This window comes from Clostridium acetobutylicum ATCC 824, from assembly GCF_000008765.1.
GTDB classification, from domain to species: domain Bacteria; phylum Bacillota; class Clostridia; order Clostridiales; family Clostridiaceae; genus Clostridium_S; species Clostridium_S acetobutylicum.
Map to the genome: position 1 here is coordinate 253,478 of NC_003030.1, position 21,928 is coordinate 275,405.

The following is a 21,928-nucleotide window of genomic DNA, read 5'->3' on the forward strand; positions in this document are numbered from 1 at the left end:
ATAGACTTGAAAATTATAGGTGGGATTGTCTACCTATAATTTTCAATATAAGATATAAGGTTCCCCCCTTACTATTATATTTTAAAAGCGAATATTAAATAAAGTTCCAAAAGGCAAATAACCATTAGATCTCGAAAGTTTATCCATTTGAGTCAATATTTTATAAGCTTTATCTCCAACAGTGACTTTTTCAATAAAAACTACTTGATAAATTCCACTAACCACATGTTTCAAAACAACTTGAGGAATTTGATCTTTGTTCAATTCATTTTGTCCCTTCAATATAACTTCATCAATGATTTTGTTTTTAGGTTCATATATGTCTTTAAACTCATTTAATAAAAGTTTTGCTTGTTCCTCCACCTTTATCTTTTTCTTTTTCATTAAATAATCACCTTACTATCTTTAAAATTATGCTCTAAATTATTGTTTAGTAGACTATAGTTTTTGATAATTATTATAGCATAATTTGCAAAATATCACATATCATTAGCTCTCTATTCTTTAAGTTTTTTTGTTTTTATATATGAATATGCTACATTACCTTTAGACATAATTAGTAGAGGTATTCTTTGAAGACTTTAAAATATATCTTTATCTACTACGATATATCTTTAGAAACACAAAAGTATATTTTTTCCTTAGAAAATCTAAATTCTTTATCCTTTTGTTCTACTTAAGTTATTTGTGGATCTAAAAAATAAGGTCTGTTAATATTAGCAATATTTATTCTGTCATATAACCTATTTAACTAATAAATATCTATTTTTAACACTAATTTAAAACATAGTCTTATATCAAGTTACTGATTATAAGTCGATTTAAGGAGAGTTTTGTATGAAAACCATAATAAACTCCCCCTATAGTATCATGGTATTTAAAATAGAGCAATGTGAAGTATGGTGTAGATATCTATAATTATTTTTATATAAATAAGAAACCATAGTTAACAACGTGTCAAAAAACATGTTATTATAGTTAACGTTGTCAGGAAAACTACTTATCACTTACAAATTTGATAAAAAGATGTTGACAACAAAGAAAAAAAATGTTATTCTATATAAGCTGTCTAGTGCAGCGAACAATTGAACTTTGAAAATTAAACAGAGAATTAAAGAACCAGCAATTCTTTTGAATAGAATTTATTCTATTTAAATAAATTTAGCGATGAGCTAAAGGAATACAGATTAGCATCTGTATTATATCAAACTTTTAAATTGAGAGTTTGATCCTGGCTCAGGACGAACGCTGGCGGCGTGCTTAACACATGCAAGTCGAGCGGGGAACTTCGGTTCCCAGCGGCGGACGGGTGAGTAACACGTGGGTAACCTACCTCATAGTGGGGAATAGCCTTTCGAAAGGAAGATTAATACCGCATAATACTCGAGAATCGCATGATTCTTGAGCCAAAGGATTTATTCGCTATGAGATGGACCCGCGGCGCATTAGCTTGTTGGTGAGGTAACGGCTCACCAAGGCTTCGATGCGTAGCCGACCTGAGAGGGTGATCGGCCACATTGGAACTGAGACACGGTCCAGACTCCTACGGGAGGCAGCAGTGGGGAATATTGCACAATGGGGGAAACCCTGATGCAGCAACGCCGCGTGAGTGATGAAGGTCTTCGGATCGTAAAACTCTGTCTTATGGGACGATAATGACGGTACCATAGGAGGAAGCCACGGCTAACTACGTGCCAGCAGCCGCGGTAATACGTAGGTGGCAAGCGTTGTCCGGATTTACTGGGCGTAAAGGATGTGTAGGCGGATATTTAAGTGAGATGTGAAATCCCCGGGCTTAACTTGGGGGCTGCATTTCAAACTGGATGTCTGGAGTGCAGGAGAGGAAGGCAGAATTCCTAGTGTAGCGGTGAAATGCGTAGAGATTAGGAAGAATACCAGTGGCGAAGGCGGCCTTCTGGACTGTAACTGACGCTGAGGCATGAAAGCGTGGGGAGCAAACAGGATTAGATACCCTGGTAGTCCACGCCGTAAACGATGAATACTAGGTGTAGGAGGTATCGACTCCTTCTGTGCCGCAGTTAACACAATAAGTATTCCGCCTGGGAAGTACGGTCGCAAGATTAAAACTCAAAGGAATTGACGGGGACCCGCACAAGCAGCGGAGCATGTGGTTTAATTCGAAGCAACGCGAAGAACCTTACCTAGACTTGACATCTCCTGAATTAGTCCGTAATGGATGAAGTCCCTTCGGGGACAGGATGACAGGTGGTGCATGGTTGTCGTCAGCTCGTGTCGTGAGATGTTGGGTTAAGTCCCGCAACGAGCGCAACCCTTATCATTAGTTGCTAACATTTAGTTGAGCACTCTAGTGAGACTGCCCGGGTTAACCGGGAGGAAGGTGGGGATGACGTCAAATCATCATGCCCCTTATGTCTAGGGCTACACACGTGCTACAATGGTGGGGACAAAAAGATGCAATACCGCAAGGTGGAGCAAAACTCAAAACCCCATCCCAGTTCGGATTGTAGGCTGAAACTCGCCTACATGAAGCCGGAGTTGCTAGTAATCGCGAATCAGAATGTCGCGGTGAATACGTTCCCGGGTCTTGTACACACCGCCCGTCACACCATGAGAGTCGGCAACACCCGAAGCCCGTGAGGTAACCTTTTGGAACCAGCGGTCGAAGGTGGGGTTGATAATTGGGGTGAAGTCGTAACAAGGTAGCCGTAGGAGAACCTGCGGCTGGATCACCTCCTTTCTAAGGAGTCGACATGGAAATGTAATTTCCATGAAGGTTCTTTGTTCTCTGTTTAATTTTGAGAGTTTAATTCTCTCTAAATTTGTACTTTGAAAATTGCATAGTAATCAATATAGAGTAATACTCTAAAGCAAGGCAAAGTTAATTCTTTGTTGTTTGAATTTAAATATATTTACTTAAGGTCAAGCTACAAAGGGCGCATGGTGAATGCCTTGGCACTAGGAGCCGATGAAGGACGTGATAAGCTGCGATAAGCTTCGGGTAGGCGCAAATAGCCTGTGAACCGAAGATTTCCGAATGAGGAAACTCTCATGGGTAACCCCATGAACTGTATACTGAATTCATAGGTATATAGAGGTAAACCCGGGGAACTGAAACATCTAAGTACCTGGAGGAAGAGAAAGAAAAATCGATTTCCTTAGTAGCGGCGAGCGAAACGGAAAGAGCCCAAACCGGAAACTTGTTTCCGGGGTTGCGGTCAGATCATTAAGGCTTTATATCTTAACCGAAGATTTCTGGAAAGTTAAACCATAGAAGGTAATAGTCCTGTAGGTAAAAAGAGAAAAAAGCCCGATCTGTACCAGAGTACCACGAGACACGTGAAACCTTGTGGGAAGCTGGGAGGACCACCTCCCAAGGCTAAATACTACCTAGTGACCGATAGTGAAGAAGTACCGTGAGGGAAAGGTGAAAAGAACCCCAGGAGGGGAGTGAAATAGAACCTGAAACCGTGTGTCCACAACCGATCAAAACACGTTAATGTGTGATGATGTGCTTTTTGTAGAACGAGCCAGCGAGTTACGGTATGCAGCAAGGTTAAGCACTTAAGGTGCGCAGCCGAAGGGAAACCAAGTCTGAATAGGGCGTATAGTTGCATGCTGTAGACCCGAAACCGGGTGACCTATCCATGGCCAGGGTGAAGCGGAAGTAAAATTCCGTGGAGGCCCGAACCACAATGGTGTTGAAAAACCATGGGATGAGCTGTGGATAGGGGAGAAATTCCAATCGAACTCGGATATAGCTGGTTCTCCTCGAAATAGCTTTAGGGCTAGCGCCATGAATGAGTACCGGAGGTAGAGCACTGAATGAGGTAGGGGCTGACAACAGTTACCGAACTTTATCAAACTCCGAATGCTGGATACTTGAATCATGGTAGTCAGACTGCGAATGATAAGATCCGTAGTCAAAAGGGAAACAGCCCAGATCACCAGCTAAGGTCCCAAAGTATAGATTAAGTGGTAAAGGATGTGGGATTTCTAAGACAACTAGGATGTTGGCTCAGAAGCAGCCATACATTAAAAGAGTGCGTAATAGCTCACTAGTCAAGAGATCCTGCGCCGAAAATGTCCGGGGCTAAAATCTAACACCGAAGCTGTGAACTTGTACTTCGTACAAGTGGTAGAGGAGCATCCTGTATGGGCTGAAGTCGTACCGAAAGGAGCGGTGGACTGTACAGGAGAGAGTATGCTGGCATAAGTAGCGAGAACTAAGTGAGAATCTTAGTGGTCGAAAACCTAAGGTTTCCTGGGGAAGGTTCGTCCGCCCAGGGTAAGTCGGGACCTAAGCCGAGGCCGAAAGGCGTAGGTGATGGACAATCGGTTGATATTCCGATACCGCAGAGTAACGTTATGAGAAATGGGATGACGCAGGAGGATAGGATATGCGTACGTTATTGGAAGTACGTCTAAGCACTGAGGATGAAAGATAGGAAAATCCGTCTTTCGTTAAGTCTGGGGTGTAATGGTGAGGTAGTTTACTACCGAAATATCTGATTTCATGCTGCCAAGAAAAGTCTCTATCCAGGAGCTCTGTGCCCGTACCGCAAACCGACACAGGTAGGTGAGGAGAGAATCCTAAGACCATCGGAAGAATTGCTGTTAAGGAACTCGGCAAATTGACCCCGTAACTTCGGGAGAAGGGGTGCCTACGAGAGTAGGTCGCAGAGAATAGGCCCAAGCAACTGTTTATCAAAAACACAGGTTTCTGCTAAAGCGAAAGCTGAAGTATAGGAGCTGACGCCTGCCCGGTGCTGGAAGGTTAAGGGGAATGCTTAGCGCAAGCGAAGGCATGAACTTAAGCCCCAGTAAACGGCGGCCGTAACTATAACGGTCCTAAGGTAGCGAAATTCCTTGTCGGGTAAGTTCCGACCCGCACGAATGGCGTAATGATTTGGGCACTGTCTCAACAGCAAATCCGGCGAAATTGTAGTGCAAGTGAAGATGCTTGCTACCCGCGATTGGACGGAAAGACCCCGTAGAGCTTTACTGTATCTTAGCATTGAATCTCGGTATTGTCTGTACAGAATAGGTGGGAGACTTGGAAGCAGTTCCGTCAGGGATTGTGGAGTCGTCTTTGGGATACCACCCTGACAGTACTGGGGTTCTAACCGGAGGCCATGAAACTGGTCACGGGACATAGCTAGGAGGGCAGTTTGACTGGGGCGGTCGCCTCCTAAAAAGTAACGGAGGCGCCCAAAGGTTCCCTCAGCGCGGTTGGAAACCGCGCGTAGAGTGCAAAGGCAGAAGGGAGCCTGACTGCGACACAAACAAGTGGAGCAGAGACGAAAGTCGGGCTTAGTGATCCGGTGACACCTCGTGGGAGGGTCATCGCTCAACGGATAAAAGCTACCTCGGGGATAACAGGCTGATCTCCCCCAAGAGTCCACATCGACGGGGAGGTTTGGCACCTCGATGTCGGCTCGTCGCATCCTGGGGCTGAAGTAGGTCCCAAGGGTTGGGCTGTTCGCCCATTAAAGCGGCACGCGAGCTGGGTTCAGAACGTCGTGAGACAGTTCGGTCCCTATCCGTCGCGGGCGAAGGAAATTTGAGAGGAGCTGTCCTTAGTACGAGAGGACCGGGATGGACTGACCTCTGGTGTACCAGTTGTCTTACCAAAGGCACGGCTGGGTAGCTATGTCGGGAAGGGATAAACGCTGAAGGCATCTAAGCGTGAAGCCCACCTCAAGATTAGATTTCCCATAACATAAGTTAGTAAGACCCCTGTAAGAACAACAGGTGATAGGTCAGAGGTGTAAGAATGGTAACATTTTAAGCTGACTGATACTAATAGGTCGAGGGCTTGACCAATATAAAGGTAAATATATTAAGATTACTATGCAATTTTGAAAGTACAAATGCTTTCAAAAACTAAATAAATTAATCCGGTGACCATAGCTTGGTTGTAACACCCGTTCCCATACCGAACACGAAGGTTAAGAACCAAAGCGCCGATGGTACTGCAGGGGCAGCCCTGTGGGAGAGTAGGTCATTGCCGGGTAATGTTTGGCCAGATAGCTCAGTCGGTAGAGCAGAGGACTGAAAATCCTCGTGTCCCTGGTTCGATTCCTGGTCTGGCCACCAAAAACTCAAGTTTATACTTGAGTTTTTTTTATTTTAAGTATAATATATAAATTATATATTATACTTAAAATTTGCTAAAGGTGGGAAATGTAATGAAAGTTAAAATGTCTGAGTTTTTAATAGAGAAAAAACAGATCATAAAAAGACTGATACAAATACTAACTAAAGATTTTAAATATGTTTCTGTTTTAGGTACGGATTCTCATGGAAAAAGATATATAGTGCAGAAAACAGGTGTGGAAATTTCTGATTCATTTTGGAATGAAAGAGGTTTTGTTGTAAGGGTATACAATGGCACAGGATATTCTGAATATTCATTTAATGAATTAGATGAAAACAATATAGATGCTTTGGCACAAAATATAAAAAACAGGGTAAATGCACAAATAGAAACGCTGGATAAAAAATTTAAGATAACTAAATATAATGTAATTAATGAAAACAAAATAGAAGATAGTTTTTTAGGAGAAGTTAAAATTTTACCTGAAGGTTGCAGTAGCCAATATATAATTGAAAGGCTTAATAAAATAAAAGACAAAGCCTTGAATATCTCTAATCTTATAATTGATGCAAAGGCAATATTTCATCAGGTTCATGTATCAAAGATTTTTATTTCAAATAATAAGGACTTATACCAGTCTTATGTGTGGAGTGAAGGATATGTAAATGTTTTATCTAGAAAGGGAAACATTACAAGGTCTAATTATTCCTCAAGCTCAGGGTTAAATGGTCCTGAATTATTGGATGAAATGGATACTAAGGTTGAGAATACAGTTGATATAGCAATTAAGTTATTGGATGCAGAGGCAGTAAAACCAGGTGAATATGATGTTATTTGTTCTCCTGAAGTATCAGGTATAATTGCACATGAAGCTTTTGGACATGGAGTTGAAATGGACATGTTTGTAAAGAATAGAGCTAAGGCAGTTGAATATATAGATAAGCCTGTAGCGTCTGAACTTGTAACAATGCGTGATGGAGCGAGAAGTGCAAAGCATGTGTCGTCATATTTATTTGATGATGAGGGGGTTATGGGAACTGACACTGTGATAATACAAGATGGAATACTAAAAACAGGGCTTTCAGACACATTATCAGCTATGAGGCTAGGTACTAAGCCTACAGGTAATGGTAAAAGATTTTCATTTGAGAGAAAAACTTATGCTAGAATGACAAATACCTTTTTTGTAGAGGGAAAGGATAAAGTGGAAGACATGTTTGCTTCTATAAAAAAAGGTTATTTACTAGATTGTCCTTATAGTGGTATGGAAGACCCTAAAAATTGGGGAATTCAATGTATGCTTAATTATGGATTAGAGATTAAAGATGGAAAACTAACGGGAAAAATAGTTTCTCCAGTAGTATTAACAGGTTATGTTCCTGATCTCTTAAAATCAATTTCTATGGTTTCTGACAAAATTGAACTTGCAGGAAGTGGAGCTTGTGGTAAAGGGTACAAAGAGTTTGCCAAGGTTTCAGATGGTGGGCCATATATTAAAGCGAAAGTGAGGTTAGGATAATGATAAACAAAATAAAGAATATATTAGAAAGTAAAAATATTGATGAATATAAAATAATAGAGGAAAGAATAAGTTCTGAAGAGGCGTTTTTTGTAAAATCAGATATTGATATGACTAGAAGTAAAGATGTACATCATTTTAAGGTTACTGTTTATAAAAATTTTGAGCAGGACAAAGCTAAATATACGGGAAGTTCTTCTTTTAATATAGACCCAACTATGAAAATAGATGAAATAGATAAGACAATCGAGGATGGTATTTTTGCAGCAGGTTTTGTAAAAAATGAGTACTACAGTATTCCTAAAATTAAAATCGAAAAAATAGAAAATGTTAAAAGTAAGTTTTCAGAAGAGACGTTATCTTACTGGATGCCGAAATTAGCTGAAGCGCTGTATAAAAACGACAATGAAAAAAATGGTGGAATCAATTCTGCTGAAATCTTTTTAAATAAGAATTACAAAAGAATAGTTACATCTTATGGAGTTGATGCTAGCTATGAAAGCTATGAAGGTATGATTGAATTTGTAACAACATGGAAAGAAAAAGATGAAGAAATAGAATTATACAAAATGCTAACATTTTCAGATTACGATCCTAAAACTATATCTGAAGCTGTTAATGAAATGTTATTTTTAGCAAAGCAGAGAGCTATAGCTAAAAACACGGTGAAGTCTGGAAGATATAAGGTTATATTAAGCGGAAATCCTGTGAAGGAAGTTTTAAGTTATTATGTTGATAAGACAAGTGCTGCAAATATTTATAACAAAATATCTACACTGAAAGTTGGGGATTCAATTCAAGGAGATAAGGTTAAAGGGGATCTTATAAACTTAACGTTGGATCCAAGGGTTGAAAACTCAATTTACTCAGCACCTATAGATAATGATGGATTGCCATTATCTAGAATAGATATTATTAAAGATGGAAAATTAGAAATCTATCATGGTGATTTAAGACATAGCTATTATTTGAAAAATAAAGCTACAGGAAATATTAAAAATTTTGTTGTAAATGGTGGAAGTAAGACTATAGATGATATGAAAGAGGAGCCATATTTAGAGCTTGTAACATTTTCTGATTTTCAAATGAATTCTACTACGGGTGATTTTGGGGGAGAAATAAGACTTGGATGGTATTATGATGGAGAAAAAACCATACCTATAACAGGAGGCTCCTTAAGTGCTAATATATCAGACATAGATGACAATATATTCTTATCGAAAGAAATACAAAAAGAGAGTGGTTTTGTGGGACCTAAGGCAATAGAAATGAGCAATGTAGTAATAGCAGGTGAATGATGGATAAAAAGTACCAGCCTAATTAATGGCTGGTACTTTTTTATGACAGCATGTGTGTTTGTGTTCATATATGCTTTAATGTGAAATTTTTTTAAAAAAATGTATTGACAATATGCTTGAATCCGTTTACAATATAATCAAACAAACAAATATAAACACAAGCACTCGCAAATGAATATATGAAAGGTGATTTATATGTTTGCAGAAGAAAGGCAAAAAGAAATAAAAGCTATTTTAGATAGAGAAGGTAGTATAAAGGTAAATGAATTATCAGTCCATTTTGATGTTTCAGAAGCCACAATAAGAAGAGATTTAAAAGAAATGGAAGATAGAAGGATTCTCAAAAGAACACATGGAGGCGCAGTTCCAATTGATATAACTAATTTTGAGGCGTCTTTCGTTGATAAAAAAGATGAGGGACAAGTTGAAAAGTTGGCTATAGGAAAGTATGCGGCTAATATGATTAAAAATGGGGATACTATAATATTAGATTCAGGAACAACTACTCTTGAAATAGCTAAAAACATAGATGCAGAAGACATAACAGTTATAACGAATTCTATTGATATAGCATCAGAATTATTAAACAGAAAAGATAAAAAAATCGAGCTCATAGTAGCTGGAGGAATTTTAAGACCTAATACTAGAGCAATGGTTGGGAATTTATGTGAGAGTGTATTTAAGAATTTTAGGGTTGATAAAGCTTTTATTGGAGCAAATGGAATAACTTCAATAGAGGGAATAACAACACCAAACTTTACTGAAGCTCAAGCTAAAAAAGCAATGATAAATGCAGCGAACAAAGTAATAGTAGTCGCGGATAGTTCTAAGTTTGAAAATATTTGTTTCTCCATGATTTGTAAGGCAGAATATGCTACAGCAATTGTTACAAGTGGGGAATTATCAGAAGAAGATATAAAAGATTTTAAAGATTTGGGAGTACAAATAATAGTCGCATAACTGGAGGTGAAGTCATGGTAATAACTGTAACATTAAATCCTGCAATGGATAAAACTCTTAATATTGATAACTTTAATGTAGGAGTTGTAAATAGAGTAAGTAATATAAGGTATGATATTGGTGGTAAAGGAATAAATGTATCAAAAGTATTGAAAAATTTCAATATAGAGTCCAAATGTACTGGTTTTATTGGTGGTATGTGGGAGAAAGATTTCAGAGAAGAGTTAGATAAAAGAGGAATAAAAAATGAATTTATAACTGTAAGTGGAAATACTAGAACAAATACTAAAATTGTAGACGATTTAAATAAAGTATATACAGATATAAATGAAGCAGGACCAAGCATAAGTAGTAAAGAACTTGAAATGTTTATGAATAAATTCAAAGATATGTGCAATAAGGATGACATCGTTGTATTATCAGGAGGAGTAGCTCCAGGTATTCCAAAGAATATATACGGAACTTTAACAAAAATAGCTAAAGAAGAGGGTTCTTTTGTAATCTTAGATGCAGAAGGAGAGCTTCTAAGTGAAGGAATAAAAGAAAATCCGTATATCATAAAACCTAATGATATGGAGTTTGAACTTCTTTTAAATAAGAAGTTTAAGAATAATACTGACATTATAGATGGAGCAAAAGAAGTAATTGGATTAGGAGTTTCAAATGTTTTAATATCACTAGGATCTAAAGGAGCTCTGTTTGTAAATAAGGATAAATCATATTATGCTAAGGGTTTGGTAGTTCCAGTTAAGAGCACAGTTGGTGCAGGAGATTCTATGGTAGCAGCATTTGTATATGGAATTATAAATAGTCTTAATGAGAAAGAAATATTAAGGTTTTCTATAGCTTGTGGAGCGGCATCAGTTTCAACTGAAGGGACCGAAGCTTGCAGCTTGGAGGATGTTAAAGAATTATTAAAAAGTGTAGTTATTGAGGAGGTATAATATTATGTCAACTAAGGATATGTTTTCAAAAGAAAGGGTCACATTTAATCTTAAAGCTAAAACTAAGGAAGAAGCCATAAATGAGCTTATAGAAATTTTATATAATGACGGAAAGGTTACTGATAAGGAAGAATTAAAAAGAGCTGTATTAAAAAGAGAAGAGGAATTCTCTACTGGTATAGGTATGGGAATAGCTATTCCGCATGGTAAATGTAGTGCAGTTAAAGAGGCTGCTATAACATTTGGATTAAGCAAAGAGGGAATAGACTATCAGTCAATGGATGATAAACCAGCGCATTTATTCTTTTTAATAGCTGTTCCAGAAGAATCTAGTGACATACATCTTAAGGCTTTAAGTGAAATATCAAGAAAACTTATGCATACAGAAGTAAGAGAAAAAATAAAGAATGCCCAAAGTTTTGAAGAGTTTATAACAGTTTTCGAATAAAAAATAAAATTATTATCATTATAATAAGTGTTTATACTAAATTATATAATAAGGGAGGAAATAAAAATGAAAAAGTTAGTTGCTATAACATCTTGTCCAACAGGAATTGCACATACGTACATGGCAGCAGAGGCACTTCAGATGGCAGCAGAAGAAATGGGTCATAAAATAAAAGTTGAAACTCAAGGTTCGGTAGGAGCAGAAAACGTAATAACTACTAGTGATGTAAACGATGCAGACGCAGTTATTATAGCAGCAGATACTAACGTTGATAAATCCAGATTTGCTGGTAAGGTATTAATAGAAGTTCCAGTTAAAGATGCTATAAAGGATCCAAAGGGACTTATAAATACAGCACTTAGCTCAAACAAAATATACGGAAACAGTAATGAAAAATCTAAAGTAGAAGAGAAAAGAGAAGATAAGGGCAGAGCTTCAGGAGTATATAAACACTTAATGACAGGAGTTTCCTTCATGATACCTTTTGTTGTAGCAGGAGGAATACTTATAGCACTAGGATTTGCAATCGGCGGAATATATGTTTTCAAAACACCAGGAACAATCGGAGAGACAATATTTAGTACAGGAAAACAAGCATTTGCATTGATGTTACCAGTTTTAGCAGGATATATTTCATTCTCTATTGCTGACAGACCAGGACTTGTTCCGGGATTTGTTGGTGGTGCTTTAGCAAGTACTATAGGCGCAGGATTTATAGGAGCGTTGCTAGCAGGTTTTATCGCAGGATATTTTGTTGTACTATTAAAGAAATATATAAAACTTCCAAAAGCACTTGATAGTTTGATGCCAGTACTTATAATACCAGTACTTTCCACATTATTTATAGCACTCGTAATGATGTTTATTCTAGGCGACCCAGTAAAAGCAATCAATAATGGACTTACAGGTTTCTTAAAGGGATTAAGTGGAGCAAATGCAGCAGTGTTAGGTATAGTTTTAGGATGCATGATGGCATTTGATATGGGAGGTCCTTTCAATAAAGCAGCATACGTATTCGCTACAGGAACAATAACAACTACAGGAACAACTATAATGGCTGCTACAATGGCAGCAGGAATGGTACCACCTCTTGCAATAGCACTTGCAACAGTAATAGGAAAGAAGAAATTTAATGAGCAGGAAAGAGAAGCAGGAAAAGCAGCATGGGCACTTGGATTATCATTCATAACAGAAGGCGCAATACCATTTGCAGCAGCAGATCCTCTTAGAGTTATTCCTTCGATGATGGCAGGCTCAGCAGTAACTGGAGCATTATCAATGATATTTGGTTCAAGACTTGCAGTTCCACATGGAGGAGTATGGGTATTATTTATACCTCATGTTGTTACAAATTTAGGAGGATATATAATATCAATACTAGTAGGTATGGTAGTATCAGCGTTATTACTTGTAGCTTTAAAGAAAGACATAGTAAGAAAATAATAAAATTATTTAATAAAAAGAATGTTGCTAATAGCAGCGTTCTTTTTGTTTTTCGGTAAATCATGTATGAAAATTTGATTGTTAATATGCTTAATAAAACTGTAGAGGGATTTGAAAAACTTCTAGGTCATTAGATATGGTATTGGACTTTTCTAGAAAAAATATTTTGTGGGGTTATTAAACATTTCTTGAATGATGTTAAAAAAATGTCCTGCATGAACACCATCAACAACTGCATGATGAGCTTGCACAGAAAATGGCAACTTAACCTTTCCATTCTCATTAAAAAACTTCCCCCAAGCTATTCGCGGTATGCTATCAGTAGTATTTGTGTTAATTGGATGGCTTATGCTGGTAAAGGAAATCCAAGGTATACTTGTTGTGTATAATAGATCATCACGTTTTTTATCATTCTTTAAGCAGGTATTGAGCTTTGCTTTTTCAATTTCTTTTAATGTATTATCTTTAAAATCAGTATAGTTTTCTATGAACTTAGCATCACAAAAGTTGAATACCTCTCCTTCAGTCATTATAGTAAAAGAAGGATGTACAATTTCATGTTCAATTAATTTATCTTCTCGTATTCTAAGTCGAAATTCTTGTATACCATTGGCAGTTTTAGTTGAAGCATATAGAACCGATATAAAAAAAGGCAATTTATTTTCTTTTATGTAATTATAAAAGTTTGTAATATCTAAATTTGCACATATATTAAAATGAGGGTAATCAAGATTTCTAAAATAGTTAAAGTGATCCCGTCTCTTCCAGTTTGACATGTCTATATATTTCATATATACACCACTCCCAATAAAAAATTAATTAATGAATATAAAGTAATTATAACATTGATTATTGTACACAATATAAATTCAACTTTGAATATTTTAACATTACAGCTTTTTATGTTAATCAGAGTCTGATAAAATAAAACTATAAAGTTAAAAAGGGTGGTAACTATGCTTCTAGAAATAAAAAATTTAGTTAAAAGGTATGGAGATTTTTTAGCAGTTGATAATGTTAATTTAAGTATAGAAGAAGGAGAAATATTAGGGCTTTTGGGACCTAATGGTGCTGGAAAAACAACTATAATAGATTGCATAATAGGATTAAATAAAATAGATTCTGGAAGTATAAGAATTTTTGGAATGGATTTTCTAAAAAATGAGATGGCTATAAAGAAATCTATAGGAATAGTAACTCAGACTATATCTGTGTACGATGATTTAAATGTATATGACAATGTAATGTATTTTGGAGGAATGTATGGTCTTAGAGGAAAGAAGCTTAAAGAGTACGCAAGAGAAGCATTAAATTTTGTAGGAATTTGGGATAATGCAAGGAAGTTTCCTAAACAGCTTTCAGGGGGTATGCTTAGGAGGCTTAACATAGCTTGTGGAATTGTACATAAACCAAAGCTTATAATCATGGATGAGCCTACTGCTGGTATAGATCCAAAGTCTAGAAGCAATCTTTTAGAATCAATAAAGGAGCTAAACAAAAACGGTGCAACTATAATTTATACTTCGCATTATATGGAGGAAATAGAGAGAATCTGTAGTAGTATAGCTATAATCAATGAAGGGAGAATTATTGCAAAGGGCGATAAAGAGGAGCTTAAGAGCTTAGCAGCAAAGGAAGAAAAAATTAAAATAAAGCCGTCAGCATTAAACTATACTATTGTGGATGAAATAAAGAAAATTTACGGAGTTAAAGAATGTAGTATAAATGCAGATTATATCGATATAGTTTCGGATAAAAATAGTAAGAATATAGCTAAAATAATAGACATGATTGTGGGGTCTGGATTAGAGGTTTTAGATGTTATCATTGATAGGCCTAGCATAGAAACAGTTTTCTTGGCCCTTACAGGAAGAAATTTGGATAATTAAATAGATAGGTGGTAATCATTTGAGAATATTACATATAGCCTACTACATCTTTAAAAAAGAATTTAAATCTAGCATAGTAATGATGATAATATTTCCTATAGCTCTAATAGCTATTTTGGGAAATTCACTTAAAAGTGACTTTAGTGGAGGTATAAGCTATCAAGAGAATATAGAAGTTTATGCCGATAATAAGGGGAGCTATCAAGAGATAGATAATTTTATAAAAGGTAGTGAGGCTTTTAGAAACAAGATTAATATAATAAAAGCTAATTCTAATAAAAAAGCAATACTTGATTTGGAAAATAAAAAATATGATGCCTATATACATGTAGATGATAAAAACATGCTAAAGCTACATGTAAAAGCAGACAAGATAGATTCTTTTGATTATTCAATAATAAAAAATTTTGTTTATAGTTGTGCAGAAGACTTATCAAGCAAAGGATACAAGAATGGTAATGAAAATACAGTCTCAACAATTAATTTTAGTAATCAATCATTTAGCTATTATTCAGTAACAATGCTTGTCATGATAATTTTGTATGGAACTATATATGGTATTAATGCTATAAGTACAGATAGAAACAAGAATATTAGAGAAAGAATTGGTAGTTTACCTATTAAACAAAGTAACATGGTTTTAGGAAAAATGATGGGACTTGTATTAGTTATTATATTAGATGCTTCAATTGTGTTTTTATTTTCAAAATTTGCTTACGGAATTGATCAAGGAAATAATTATATAGCAATTTTAGCTGTGATATTTTTATATTCTTTTTTTGCGATAGGGTTAGGAATGTGTATAGAATTAATAATATCAAGTAAAGAGGTGTCAAAGTATATAGTTGAGATATTAATACCTATATTTACAATTCTATCAGGAGGGTATGTTAGTAGGAGAATTTTAGGAGATAAATTAACTGAATTCAGTATGTTTTCTCCTAGTTACGCAGCTCAAAATATAATTTTTAATGCTATATATGCACTTAATATAGGTACCAAGATGTTTTATATTGAACTTATAATCTTAGATCTTATTTTAGGGACACTAGTACTTATTTTAGCAAGGAGGCGATTAACTTGAATATTATACTCTTTGGAATAAAGAGGCTTATGAATAAAAAGAGAATGGTAATATTTGTTTATCTCCTTCCTCTGATATTTTCAATTTTTGTAATGAATATTAGTACGTCAAAAATTAAAGTAGGTTTTGTAGATGATGATAAAACTAAGCTTACAAAAATAATTAGAAATAAATTAGAAGATAACTATGACTTAGTTTGTGTAAAAAGTGACGAAAGCAAAATTGCAATTGCAAATAATTCTGTTACTACTGTTATTGCAATAGAAAAAGGTTTTACGAAGAATATATTCTACGGAAAGGATATTAAATTAAAATTATATACTGATAAAAAAAGTGAGTATCATAAGATAGTTAATCAAAATATTTCAATACTTATACAAAATGCACGAAGGATTTATTCAATCTCAAATAAAAACGTAAATATCTTCTATAAAAATATATCTAAACCCATTTATAAAACTCAAATAAGCAACTCTACCGGTAAAATGAAACAGCAGGGTACAATATCAATTATGTTTAATTTTCTAGTCATGTTTTTACTTTTAAATTCTTGTATTTTTTCAAGAAGTGTTATAAATGATGATAGAAGAATTTTTGCAGCACCAATTAGTGTAAGAAGCTATGTTCTTCAAAACCTAAGCCTTTTGGTTTTGGTTGATATTATTCAAGTACTTTTAGTGTTTGTAGAGATTACTATATTGTATGGAAGCATAATATTTCAGTATTTTCTACCGCTTTTACTACTGTTTTTATCGGCATCAATAATGTCAGTTACATTTGCAATGCTTTTGAATGGAGTATTGAACAAAACTTGGCAAACATCATTTAGTATTATTCCAATGTGCATGCTTGGAGGGTGCTTTTGGGGAATTGATAATATGCCAAAGGAGTTTCGATTTGCAGCACAGTTTGTACCTACTAAGTGGGTTGTTGATGGTATAAATAATATATTAATTTACAATAATTATAAAGTATTAAATATGGACATCTTAATAATTCTGTTATTTGCAATAGCATTTTTGTTTACTGGGACTATTACTAAAAAAGATGTAATAAAGTAAAGAGGTTTATATGAATAATAAATTTTTGATTATCTTAAAAACTATATTTTTTTTATATGTCTTGATTCAGCTTTGTACTAATGGTGTTGGTGGAGGTATTATAGTAATAATATTTTTAACCAATGTAATTCTCTTTGTCCTAAAAGAAAGATTTCTCAAATTAAGGTATGGTGCAGTTGTGGAACTTATCAGTGTTATAATATCAGGACTCTTTAACAGTTATTTTGTATTTTTACTTCCTGGCGTTATATTTGATTTAGTTTATGATGAATTTTATTTAGGAATAGCGTTGGCTTTGATAGGTATTATATATTTTAGAGAGTACAGCAACTTGAATTTTTCGGTATTTTGTTTGATATCAGGTATGCTTGCATATTGCTTGATAAATATGAGAAAAAGAGAAGAACTATACAGGAAGACCTTTGATGATGAAAGAAGATTAGTATATGAGCTTGAAAATGCTAAAACAAGGCTTATGAATTCATCTTTAGAAGTAGCACATATGGCTGAGATAAAAGAGAGAAATAGGATTGCAAGAGATATTCATGATAATGTAGGACACAGTATAGCAGGAACTTATATGCAGCTTCAAGTTGCACTGAAATTATATGATAAGGATAGTGAGAAGTCAAAGAAAATTTTAAAGGAAAGTACAGAAAGGATTTCTGAAGCCCTGACACTTATAAGGAATACAGTGCATAATATAGTTCCTAAGGAGAAGGTAGGAATAGAATATATAAAAAATATAATAAATAATTTTAAGTTCTGTAGTGTGGATTTTTCATATACTGGTAGTGAGGAATTGGTGTCTGCAATAAATATGCAGATTATAGCCTTGAATGTAAAAGAAGCACTTACAAATGCATTAAAATATTCAGCAGCTACCAAGGTTATTGTAAATATAGACATAAATGATAAGTATATAAGGCTTTACATAAAAGATAATGGTGTAGGTTGTAGTAAGATGAAAGAGGGACTAGGTATAAGCGGTATGAGAGAGAGGATACGAAGCGTAGGGGGAAGTATATCTACAAGTGGAGAGAATGGATTTTTAATAGTATGTATAATTCCTATAAATAACGGGGGAGGAAAAATATTTGAAGGTATTAATAGTTGATGATGATGCTCTTATAAGAGAAAGTCTTAGTATACTTCTTGATTTGGAAGATGAAATAGAAATAATAGGTACATGCGCCAATGGGCAGGAAGCTTTTGATTTTTGTAAAAATAACAGACCTGATATTGTTTTAATGGATATAAGAATGCCAATTATGGATGGTGTACTTGGAACTAAAGTTATTAAGGAAAGTTTTAAAGATATAAAGGTTGTTATACTTACAACTTTTAAGGATGATGAGTATATAAAAGAAGCACTGAAAAATGGTGCAGAAGGATATATTTTAAAAAATCAATCCTCTGATAGTATAATTGACAGTTTAAAGGCAGTTGTAAATGGGAATATGGTGTTTGAACAAAATGTGGCAAAGACCATATCAAATTTTATTAAGGAAGATAAAAGTAATAATGGGTTAGAACAGTATAATCTTACAGAAAGAGAAATGGAGGTACTTAGAAATATAGGAGATGGGCTTTCGAATAAGGAAATTGCTTCAAAGCTTTATTTAAGCGAAGGGACTGTAAGAAATTACATTACTAGTTTGCTTGAAAAGCTTGAGCTTAGGGATAGAACACAACTTGCAATATTTTATTTAAAGAATAGTTGATTTTGTAAAAGGAGCTTCGTTAAATTGCGATGCTCCTTTTATTCATTTATAGATATGACAAATGTCATTATGATTTATGAACAAATGCACTATTTTAGGTATGTAAAATCTAATATCATATGAGTATAGAAGGAAGGAACTTGAACGAAGAAATTTAAGTTTGGAGGAATTGTAGATGATATTAGAAATTAAAAATCTTAAGAAGACTTATAAGGAGTTTACAGCAGTAGATAGCTTGAATCTTAAAATAGAAGATGGTGAAATTTATGGATTGCTTGGACCAAATGGTGCGGGAAAGTCTACAACAATAAATACAATAACAGGATTAACAAAGGTTGATAGTGGAGAAATTAAAATATTTGGTAAAAGATTTAATGGAAGCGATACAAATATAAAAAGAAATATAGGAGTTGTACCACAAGATATAGCTGTTTTTAGTGAATTATCAGCTTATGAGAATGTTGCCTTCTTTGGTAAATTAAACGGTCTTAGGGGAGCAGTTTTAAAAGAGAGAGTTAAGGAAGCACTTGATTTTACAGGTTTGTGGGATAGAAGAAAAAGTAAACCAGGTCAGTATTCAGGTGGTATGCAGAGAAGACTTAATATTGCTTGTGCTATAGTTCATAGACCTAAATTAATTATAATGGATGAACCAACAGTTGGAATTGATCCACAATCAAGAAATCATATTTTAGATTCAGTTAAAAAATTAAATGAAATGGGGTCCACAATAATATATACCTCGCATTATATGGAGGAAATAGAGACGCTTTGCAGTAAAATAACAATTATAGATCATGGAAAAGAAATAGCGACAGGAACTAAAGAACAGCTAAAAGAGATGATATCAAATGAGGAAAAGGTTGAACTTGAATTATCGGAGGTTACAGATGATTTAGTAGAAGCTGTTGAAGGCATAAAAAATGTTAAAAAGTGCAGAAGAAATGAAAATATGTTGGTGATTGTTTCAGATAAAAACAGCGAAAATATAAGCACAATTACGGCGAAAATAGCAGAGTTTAAGAGTAAAATTATATCAATAAATGTTGAAAAGCCTAGTCTTGAAGGTGTATTTCTTACACTTACGGGAAGAAAACTTAGGGATTAGGGGGAGGTATTATGAACGTTTTTTATATTGCAATTAATACTATAAAATCAAATATATCAGATAAAAAAACTCTTATAATGATGCTTTTAATGCCTATAGTTATAATTTTAATTCTTGGAAATGCACTTAAAAGTGTAGATAATTTTTCTGTTACAAATTTAGGTAAGACAACAGTATATTATTATAATGCTGATAATAAGGAAATATCTAAAAACTTTGATGAATTCTTAAAAAATAAGAGCATTAAAGATATATTGAATGTAAAAAAAGTAAGCTCATATAAAAAAGGAAAAGAACTTGTTGATAAAGGAGAAGGTAATTCTCTTATATATATAAACAGTAATTATTCTGATAATATTGAAGCTAATAAAAAGGGAAGAATTGAGATATATGAAAGCAAAAGCAGTACTACAAGAAATCAGATTATAAAAAGTTTAATAGACAGTTTTAATGATGGTGCAAACACTGTTGAAGTATCTTCTCAAATATCAAGGATGAGAACAAGCTATGTTGAAAAAAATAATATAAGTAAAAAATATCTAAGTGTAAATGGAAAGTCTCCAAGAGCAATAGATTATTATTCAGTAACAATGCTTATGATGATATTACTATATGGTGCGAATTACGGAAGTGCAGAACTTGAAAATCTATTCTTTGATAGAGTTGGAAAGAGAATAAAAACAACGGCCACAAAAACCTATCAGCATTTACTAGGTGTAGTTTTAGGGGTTATTTTTACATTGATACTTCAGGCAGTAGTTCTTGTGCTATTTACAAAGTATGTATATGGAGCAAATTGGGGAGGGCATCCTATATTAGTTTTGGGAATAGTTTCATCCTTTGCAATATTAGCAGCATCAATAGGCTTTTTGTTTATGATTATAACTGGGGATGACAAAAGAGCATCAATGTTAATAAGTGTAACAGCGCCCATATTTACTTTTGTATCAGGTGGATATGTGAAAGTTCCTTTTTCAGATGGAAGCATAATAAAATATGTTCCTAATAATCTTGCACAATCAGGATTATTTAACATGATATACAAAGGGGTTACAAGTACGGCGGAAAATTCAATAATAATTTTACTTGGGATGTCTATTGTACTTTTAGCTATAGCATCTATTGTAGGAAGGAGAAGAGTAGCATGACAATATTTTTTAATAATATAAAAAGAATATTTAGAAAAAAAGCTAATATAATAGTTATGTTCCTATTTCCAATACTTTTTATTTCAATCATATCGTCGATTTCAAGTGGAGGATCCGGATTTACAGTAGGTGTAGTTGATAATGACAATACAAAGCTTACTTCAATGATAAAGGAAAGAATTAAAGCTAATGGAACGATAAAAATAGTGAATAAAAAAGATATAAGTGATTATATAATAGATAAAAAAATAGATATGGCAATTGTAATACCAAAAGGATTAACTAAAAATATTATAGGTAATTCTAAAGGAGAAAATATTGAGATATACGGAATAAAAGGTACCTCAAATGATTCGTCCATGGAGTATTACGTTAATAGTTTTGTAAACGCAGCTCAAAATATAGCTAAAGCAGCTAAAGGTGATAAAACTAAGTTTTATAATGGAGTTAAGAATTATCAAAAAGGAAATTTTGTATCTGAGACTAAATATACAAATGGAGAAAGAGAAAAGCAAAAGACCTCGACGACTTCCATAGGTTTTCTTATTGCAAGTATAATATATTTAAGTACTATGATAACTACACTTATTCTAGTTGATAAAAAGGATGGAGTATATAATAGAATGTTTGCTAGTGGAGTTAATAGATTTAGATATATTGTTGGATCAATGTTTAGTTTTGTTGCTGTAAACTTAATTCAAATAGCAGGCGTGTTTTTAGTTATGAAGTATGTGGTTAAAATTGATTTAGGACCTTCTCCTATTAAGCTGTATTTAGTGCTTGTAGTCTTTGGTATAGCTTGTGTATCACTTGGAGTTTTGATTTCAAATAGATGTAAGGATTTAAAGCAGGCAAATTCAATGACTGTCCTTATAAGTACACCAGTTGCTATGTTAGGTGGATGCTATTGGCCAAAAGAAGTTATGGGTAGTACACTTCAAAGAATAGGTGATTTTGTTCCATCTACTTGGGCTATGAATGCCGTAGATAAAATAATAAATGGCGGATCACTTAGCAGCATTTATAAAGAGGTAGGTATTTTATGCATATTCATAGTGGTATTTCTCGTATTAGCAATGGTTAAAAAGGTAGATGTTGCTAATAATTAAAAAGTATAAAAGTTTATTTGAAACATTTAAAGTGAGGAATTTTAAGGAGAATTTTGTCCTGGAATTCCTCACTTTTTATTCTATAAAATTATTGTAATAGGAAGTCTAATATAA

Annotated in this window: 16 protein-coding genes, 1 tRNA gene and 3 rRNA genes; 18 read left to right on the plus strand and 2 right to left on the minus strand. The window is 34.2% G+C overall.

What is annotated here, in order from left to right; translation table 11 throughout:
* Positions 1 to 81: 81 nt before the first annotated feature.
* Positions 82 to 384 (minus strand): hypothetical protein, encoded by a 303-nt coding sequence (locus CA_RS01270; RefSeq protein WP_010963551.1) that lies wholly within the window; start codon positions 382 to 384, stop codon positions 82 to 84.
* A gap of 829 nt (positions 385 to 1,213) precedes the next feature.
* Between CA_RS01270 and CA_RS01275 the strand changes: the two genes are divergently transcribed.
* From CA_RS01275 to CA_RS01320, 10 genes are all read left to right on the plus strand, one after another.
* Positions 1,214 to 2,719, plus strand: a 16S ribosomal RNA gene (locus tag CA_RS01275).
* 180 nt (positions 2,720 to 2,899) lie between these two features.
* Positions 2,900 to 5,805, plus strand: a 23S ribosomal RNA gene (locus tag CA_RS01280).
* A gap of 73 nt (positions 5,806 to 5,878) precedes the next feature.
* Positions 5,879 to 5,995: ribosomal RNA gene (rrf, locus tag CA_RS01285) — 5S ribosomal RNA — on the plus strand.
* The 16S, 23S and 5S rRNA genes sit together here with 1 tRNA gene alongside, the layout of an rRNA operon.
* Before the next feature lie 7 nt (positions 5,996 to 6,002).
* Positions 6,003 to 6,078: transfer RNA gene (locus CA_RS01290), tRNA-Phe, on the plus strand.
* 92 nt (positions 6,079 to 6,170) lie between these two features.
* Positions 6,171 to 7,598, plus strand: a complete 1,428-nt coding sequence (locus CA_RS01295) for a TldD/PmbA family protein (protein WP_010963552.1) — start codon at positions 6,171 to 6,173, stop codon at positions 7,596 to 7,598.
* The gene (locus tag CA_RS01300; protein ID WP_010963553.1) at positions 7,598 to 8,896 is read left to right on the plus strand and encodes a metallopeptidase TldD-related protein; all 1,299 of its coding nucleotides are present in this window, start codon (positions 7,598 to 7,600) and stop codon (positions 8,894 to 8,896) included. The genes CA_RS01295 and CA_RS01300 overlap by 1 nt, the downstream gene beginning before the upstream one ends.
* A 195-nt stretch (positions 8,897 to 9,091) precedes the next feature.
* Entirely contained in the window at positions 9,092 to 9,856 is a 765-nt protein-coding gene (locus tag CA_RS01305; RefSeq protein WP_010963554.1) for a DeoR/GlpR family DNA-binding transcription regulator, read from the plus strand.
* Between the two features lie 14 nt (positions 9,857 to 9,870).
* Entirely contained in the window at positions 9,871 to 10,800 is a 930-nt protein-coding gene (gene pfkB, locus CA_RS01310; protein WP_010963555.1) for a 1-phosphofructokinase, read from the plus strand.
* Between the two features lie 4 nt (positions 10,801 to 10,804).
* Positions 10,805 to 11,248 carry a PTS sugar transporter subunit IIA gene (locus tag CA_RS01315; RefSeq protein WP_010963556.1) on the plus strand — a complete coding sequence of 148 codons (444 nt, stop codon included), beginning with the start codon at positions 10,805 to 10,807 and terminating at the stop codon, positions 11,246 to 11,248.
* 66 nt (positions 11,249 to 11,314) lie between these two features.
* Positions 11,315 to 12,691 carry a PTS fructose transporter subunit IIC gene (locus CA_RS01320; protein WP_010963557.1) on the plus strand — a complete coding sequence of 459 codons (1,377 nt, stop codon included), beginning with the start codon at positions 11,315 to 11,317 and terminating at the stop codon, positions 12,689 to 12,691.
* Positions 12,692 to 12,843: 152 nt separating this feature from the next.
* On the opposite strand, the gene CA_RS01325 is transcribed toward CA_RS01320, so the two are convergent.
* The gene (locus CA_RS01325; protein ID WP_010963558.1) at positions 12,844 to 13,482 is read right to left on the minus strand and encodes a CatA-like O-acetyltransferase; all 639 of its coding nucleotides are present in this window, start codon (positions 13,480 to 13,482) and stop codon (positions 12,844 to 12,846) included.
* Positions 13,483 to 13,647: 165 nt separating this feature from the next.
* On the opposite strand from CA_RS01325, the gene CA_RS01330 reads away from it, so the two are divergent.
* From CA_RS01330 to CA_RS01365, 8 genes are all read left to right on the plus strand, one after another.
* Entirely contained in the window at positions 13,648 to 14,580 is a 933-nt protein-coding gene (locus tag CA_RS01330; RefSeq protein WP_010963559.1) for an ABC transporter ATP-binding protein, read from the plus strand.
* Between the two features lie 19 nt (positions 14,581 to 14,599).
* Positions 14,600 to 15,664: an ABC transporter permease gene (locus CA_RS01335; RefSeq protein ID WP_010963560.1), complete on the plus strand. Its 1,065-nt coding sequence runs from the start codon at positions 14,600 to 14,602 to the stop codon at positions 15,662 to 15,664.
* Positions 15,661 to 16,725 carry an ABC transporter permease gene (locus CA_RS01340; protein WP_010963561.1) on the plus strand — a complete coding sequence of 355 codons (1,065 nt, stop codon included), beginning with the start codon at positions 15,661 to 15,663 and terminating at the stop codon, positions 16,723 to 16,725. The genes CA_RS01335 and CA_RS01340 overlap by 4 nt, the downstream gene beginning before the upstream one ends.
* A gap of 10 nt (positions 16,726 to 16,735) precedes the next feature.
* On the plus strand, positions 16,736 to 17,842 hold the full coding sequence (locus CA_RS01345; protein WP_010963562.1) for a sensor histidine kinase: 1,107 nt from the start codon (positions 16,736 to 16,738) through the stop codon (positions 17,840 to 17,842).
* Positions 17,823 to 18,449, plus strand: coding sequence for a response regulator transcription factor (locus CA_RS01350; RefSeq protein WP_010963563.1), 627 nt, complete (start codon positions 17,823 to 17,825; stop codon positions 18,447 to 18,449). Before CA_RS01345 ends, CA_RS01350 begins: the two co-directional genes overlap by 20 nt.
* A gap of 175 nt (positions 18,450 to 18,624) precedes the next feature.
* Positions 18,625 to 19,557 (plus strand): ABC transporter ATP-binding protein, encoded by a 933-nt coding sequence (locus CA_RS01355; RefSeq protein ID WP_010963564.1) that lies wholly within the window; start codon positions 18,625 to 18,627, stop codon positions 19,555 to 19,557.
* 11 nt (positions 19,558 to 19,568) lie between these two features.
* Positions 19,569 to 20,705 (plus strand): ABC transporter permease, encoded by a 1,137-nt coding sequence (locus CA_RS01360; protein WP_010963565.1) that lies wholly within the window; start codon positions 19,569 to 19,571, stop codon positions 20,703 to 20,705.
* Entirely contained in the window at positions 20,702 to 21,814 is a 1,113-nt protein-coding gene (locus CA_RS01365) for an ABC transporter permease (RefSeq protein WP_010963566.1), read from the plus strand. The genes CA_RS01360 and CA_RS01365 overlap by 4 nt, the downstream gene beginning before the upstream one ends.
* The last annotated feature ends 114 nt before the right edge of the window (positions 21,815 to 21,928 follow it).

What these genes read in the sequence shown, in the direction of transcription:
- CA_RS01360 (WP_010963565.1), top strand. Translation starts at nt 19,569, where the DNA reads ATGAACGTTTTTTATATTGCAATTAATACTATAAAATCAAATATATCA.
- CA_RS01300 (WP_010963553.1), top strand. Translation starts at nt 7,598, where the DNA reads ATGATAAACAAAATAAAGAATATATTAGAAAGTAAAAATATTGATGAA.
- CA_RS01325 (WP_010963558.1), bottom strand. Translation starts at nt 13,482, where the DNA reads ATGAAATATATAGACATGTCAAACTGGAAGAGACGGGATCACTTTAAC.
- CA_RS01320 (WP_010963557.1), top strand. Translation starts at nt 11,315, where the DNA reads ATGAAAAAGTTAGTTGCTATAACATCTTGTCCAACAGGAATTGCACAT.
- CA_RS01365 (WP_010963566.1), top strand. Translation starts at nt 20,702, where the DNA reads ATGACAATATTTTTTAATAATATAAAAAGAATATTTAGAAAAAAAGCT.
- CA_RS01295 (WP_010963552.1), top strand. Translation starts at nt 6,171, where the DNA reads ATGAAAGTTAAAATGTCTGAGTTTTTAATAGAGAAAAAACAGATCATA.
- CA_RS01330 (WP_010963559.1), top strand. Translation starts at nt 13,648, where the DNA reads ATGCTTCTAGAAATAAAAAATTTAGTTAAAAGGTATGGAGATTTTTTA.
- CA_RS01270 (WP_010963551.1), bottom strand. Translation starts at nt 384, where the DNA reads ATGAAAAAGAAAAAGATAAAGGTGGAGGAACAAGCAAAACTTTTATTA.
- CA_RS01355 (WP_010963564.1), top strand. Translation starts at nt 18,625, where the DNA reads ATGATATTAGAAATTAAAAATCTTAAGAAGACTTATAAGGAGTTTACA.
- pfkB (WP_010963555.1), top strand. Translation starts at nt 9,871, where the DNA reads ATGGTAATAACTGTAACATTAAATCCTGCAATGGATAAAACTCTTAAT.
- CA_RS01305 (WP_010963554.1), top strand. Translation starts at nt 9,092, where the DNA reads ATGTTTGCAGAAGAAAGGCAAAAAGAAATAAAAGCTATTTTAGATAGA.
- CA_RS01345 (WP_010963562.1), top strand. Translation starts at nt 16,736, where the DNA reads ATGAATAATAAATTTTTGATTATCTTAAAAACTATATTTTTTTTATAT.
- CA_RS01315 (WP_010963556.1), top strand. Translation starts at nt 10,805, where the DNA reads ATGTCAACTAAGGATATGTTTTCAAAAGAAAGGGTCACATTTAATCTT.